Origin of the sequence: Lysinibacillus sp. NPDC097231 (genome assembly GCF_044761885.1) — a bacterium.
Lineage (GTDB): Bacteria > Bacillota > Bacilli > Bacillales_A > Planococcaceae > Lysinibacillus.
Genome location: NZ_JBIWDH010000071.1, coordinates 1 through 3,848, shown reverse-complemented (window position 1 = coordinate 3,848; position 3,848 = coordinate 1). Strand labels below are relative to the sequence as shown.

Below are 3,848 nucleotides of genomic sequence, written 5' to 3'. Positions count from 1 at the left end.
AATTACGATACGTGAGTTTTCACTTTTTTTCTATACTTCAATGTAAATTTATTGAATTTTTATATGGTCAACCCCAAGTTATGGTGAAGAGCCTTATAGGAGGATAAATATGAAGAAATTGGTTTTATTAATGGCGATGTTTTTACTATTTTTAGCACCTACAACCATCGCTGATGCACATTCAGGTCGTACGGATAGTAATGGCGGCCACAACTGTTCTGAAAAGTCAAAGGCAAAGGGTCTTTGTTCAGGATATCATTACCATAACGGTGGCAACAACTCTGGATCTACTTCTAGCAGTAAAAGCAACTATACATCAACTACAAAAGCTAAACCTGCACCTGCACCCGCGCCTGTACTTACAACAGTAGATGTCTATATCAATGATGTGAAACAAAATTACACACCAAGTGCTTATATGAAAAATGGAACAACGTTAGTTCCAATGAAGGCTATTTTTGAATCACTTGGCGCAACTGTTACATATGACAATGCAACAAAAAAAGTGACAGCAAACAAGGACAAGAAAAAAATTGACATTGGCGTTGGCAACAAAGTAGCTTATATCAATTCAAATGGTACTACTTCATCTATTAATCTAAGTCATGCAGCAGAAGTTTATAAAGGAACAACAATGGTGCCTTTACGTTTTGTAAGCCAAGCATTAGGGGCAAATGTTACGTTTGATGAAGCTTCATTGAAAGTCAATATTACAACAAAATAATTGCTCTTTCAGGCAGTATCCATTATTGGATGCTGCCTTCATTTTAACTTGATTGTTGTTTTTCTCAAATTAAAAGCGTATTCGAGTCGCAAATACATCAAAATTTACCTTTATAATGTTTCAATCTTTTGAAAAATCTCTTTGTAAAGGATATCTAACTCTTTTTCATCTTTTAAATAGAAATACCAAGCCTCTTCTCTATTTGCATCGTTATCAGATAAATAAATTGTCGTATGAGAACCATTATTTAATTCCTCCCAATGAGGTGTTTCATAGGTAAGCCCGTCTCTTGTAAATGGAAAATGACGTTTTGTTGAATCAAAAAAAATAATAGGCATTTTAGAATTTTTATAAACTTTAATAAATCTATCATCTGATGCTTCTTCAAACATCACTGGTGTTATCATAACAGCATCAAAATTTGTTGAAATGTGCAATGTATCTTCACTAAATTCATCTAATGAAATTGGTTCGAAATGAATTTTTTCGTTAATTAATTCAGGAATATCACCAATTACAGCAATTTTTAAAGGTGCTCCACCATATTTAACTTCATCATTTGAACACGCAACCAATAATAACAAACTTACTATGAATAAAATTTTTTTCAAATTTATTCTCCTTTTTTATCGTAATCCTGTCCTTTTATTAACACAAGGTTACTTATGTTTCTTTCATTATATATCATCATTCTACAAATATTCCCAAAAATTTTGTTGCTAGCATTGTTTCGTTTATTCGCAAGTTCATCTGAATTAAACGCAAGTGAACCCAAGAAATTAAACAGAGCCTAAAAATAAAAGAAAAAGTCCGGTACCAAACCGAACTTTTCCCTACATCATTAATTGACGGCCCTAGTGTTTTATACTTCTAGGCAATATACTTATCATAAAAACGTTTAAGGATTGTTACCATTTGCTCACGCGTTAAAGCACCACCAGGATTCATGTTTACTCCATCGCCTTTGATGATGCCAACTTGAATTGCCCATTTCCAGGCTTCTTTATGGGATGTCCCCACTTCCGTGTCTGTTTGTAAGCTAGCTTTTTTTGCTAATAAGTCTTTTAAAGTATCGATTTCTTTTTTCAGCTCATCATATTGAGTCATTGTTAATCCCTCCTCTAATCCATTTTGGATATCCTGTATAAATTGTTTCTCTGAAATTCCCATGCTCTGTAAATAAGCAAAAGGGTCCTTGTGACTTGTGCCTCCCAAATTATCTGAAATCCATCGATGTGATTTAATGCCGTTCCCAGTGCCATCTAAAACAGTAGGAATCCCCGCTTCTACCGCAAGCTTTCGTAATAGCCAAATATATGCTGCGTAATCTTTTTTAAATTGAGCTTTGTCGGATGTCTGTGCTAGTTCAACTTGTGCATAGCTATACGGGTTGCCTTTAGGGCCACAACCGTATTGCACTTTATTGACGGGTGCCACTTGTACGATGCGACCCCCACCGCCTACCCAGTGTGATACGAAAGCATTGGCTTTATTTTGATTCATAAAGACGATCTCATTTTCTAATGCATTTGGACCATTATTTTTGTCATTTCCTGATTCATGAGCAATAACATATTTTATGGCCAGTAATGCCTGATTCGGTAAACCTGACATCAATCGTGTTTCGATATCATAAGTCATTTCGCACCATCCTTTCTTCAAGTGTTTTATCGAGTGGTAGAACTATTATTCATTCATTTTTTGTGCGGTGTTCAGGAAAATTTCATTTATTATTGAGAGTCTTTCAGAGATTATTTTGATTAACTTTAGACTCAGAGAGATAACGTGATTCTTGACCGTTTCTTACGGTAAACTGAGATAGCAATAGCAACTCTCATTAATACTTAAAATTGTATCTTTTCACCTCTCTTCTGTTTAGATTGTGAGCTGCTATCAGTCGACGTTCAATGCGTGTTAGTGGAAACATTATTGGCTTTTATGTTTCATTGCAAGCATTTACATCGACTTAAAATTAGTAGATGCATAGTAAACCGATATTTCTAGTTAGATGTGCACCTTTACTATTTTTTCAGTGTTTGATTGAGATTCGATTCGCTTATTTTAACTAATCTGTAACCTACCTAACTTAAGAAATTCATCTTGCACGACCTGTCACTTCCCTTAATGTTGCCAAAATTTTTTGACGTTCCGCTTCGAAATCAATCGCTTGTTCGGCTTGTGGTTGATGGCTATCTTCATGACGTTGTTGGAACCAATCAGGAATGATTTCTTGTCGCCCCTGTGGTTGAAATCGAATTGTTTGCTGCTTTCGAGCTTGAAATCGAAGTCGATCCGCTTCTATTTCCGCAATGCACTTTAACTTTTTGTTACGCCAATCTAATAAGATCTTCTCAACATAATTCCAACGCAGGACATTATTTTCCACTGCTAATTTCATCGCATAGATCACCAGTTCCTCTGAAAGATCATCTATCCAATGACCGATTTTATTGGAGACATGAGCCGTAAGTGAGCCAAAGCCATTTAGTTCGTAAAATTGACATGCCGAACTAAGGTTGCAATCATCCTTATTTTTTATTAGTAAATCATTCTTAAGTGATTTAATCATTAGTAGGGATGCATTTTCCGTTTGGGGTTCCTCCGTTAATGAATTGTCCGTTAGCGACTTTTTAGCTAGCTGTGTTGTTTCAAACACTACGAATTCCATTTTGCTAAATTTCCCACCCTTTGCCCTAACCTGCTCTTTGTGAATGTAGCCTGCATTTGTTAGCTCCTTGACAATGTTCGCAGTGGCATCACGACCGCATTTGCTGCGAGTGGCTAAATCAGCAAGACAAAATGACCAATCGTCAGGCAATGACAACATGTAAGCAAGCAAACCTTTTGCTTTCCAGCTTAAACGCCTATCATTCAAAAATCCTTTATCCAACACCACATAATTCGCTTTCTTTTGAGTTCTATAGATAGTCATCGTTATCCCCCTCATTGTCCTGAATCTTCTGCCCCTAATCATCCGTGTACAAACTTCTTCTTCATTCACTTATATACAGATTTCTCCTTAAATAAGGGACAATCGAGTAGGAGGGGGTGACTAACCCCCGACCTCTCTCACCACCGTACGTACGGATCCGTATACGGCGGTTCAATTAAGATGAATAACGCA

4 protein-coding genes are annotated in these 3,848 nt (G+C 36.3%); 1 reads left to right on the top strand and 3 read right to left on the bottom strand.

Annotated features, from left to right (window positions below; translation table 11 throughout):
- Positions 1 to 109 precede the first annotated feature (109 nt).
- Positions 110 to 724 carry a copper amine oxidase N-terminal domain-containing protein gene (locus tag ACIQXF_RS23000; RefSeq protein WP_402788138.1) on the top strand — a complete coding sequence of 205 codons (615 nt, stop codon included), beginning with the start codon at positions 110 to 112 and terminating at the stop codon, positions 722 to 724.
- Positions 725 to 834: 110 nt separating this feature from the next.
- On the opposite strand, the gene ACIQXF_RS22995 is transcribed toward ACIQXF_RS23000, so the two are convergent.
- From ACIQXF_RS22995 to ACIQXF_RS22985, 3 genes are all read right to left on the bottom strand, one after another.
- Positions 835 to 1,335, bottom strand: coding sequence for an amino acid oxidase (locus tag ACIQXF_RS22995; protein WP_402788135.1), 501 nt, complete (start codon positions 1,333 to 1,335; stop codon positions 835 to 837).
- A 259-nt stretch (positions 1,336 to 1,594) separates the two neighbouring features.
- Complete coding sequence (locus ACIQXF_RS22990; RefSeq protein ID WP_402788132.1) at positions 1,595 to 2,365, bottom strand: peptidoglycan recognition protein family protein; 771 nt, start codon at positions 2,363 to 2,365, stop codon at positions 1,595 to 1,597.
- 454 nt (positions 2,366 to 2,819) lie between these two features.
- Positions 2,820 to 3,656 carry a DnaD domain protein gene (locus ACIQXF_RS22985; RefSeq protein WP_402788129.1) on the bottom strand — a complete coding sequence of 279 codons (837 nt, stop codon included), beginning with the start codon at positions 3,654 to 3,656 and terminating at the stop codon, positions 2,820 to 2,822.
- Positions 3,657 to 3,848: the final 192 nt, after the last annotated feature.

Bases quoted from the DNA above. Each gene is read 5' to 3' on its own strand.
- ACIQXF_RS23000 (WP_402788138.1), top strand. From the start codon at position 110: ATGAAGAAATTGGTTTTATTAATGGCGATGTTTTTACTATTTTTAGCA.
- ACIQXF_RS22990 (WP_402788132.1), bottom strand. From the start codon at position 2,365: ATGACTTATGATATCGAAACACGATTGATGTCAGGTTTACCGAATCAG.
- ACIQXF_RS22985 (WP_402788129.1), bottom strand. From the start codon at position 3,656: ATGACTATCTATAGAACTCAAAAGAAAGCGAATTATGTGGTGTTGGAT.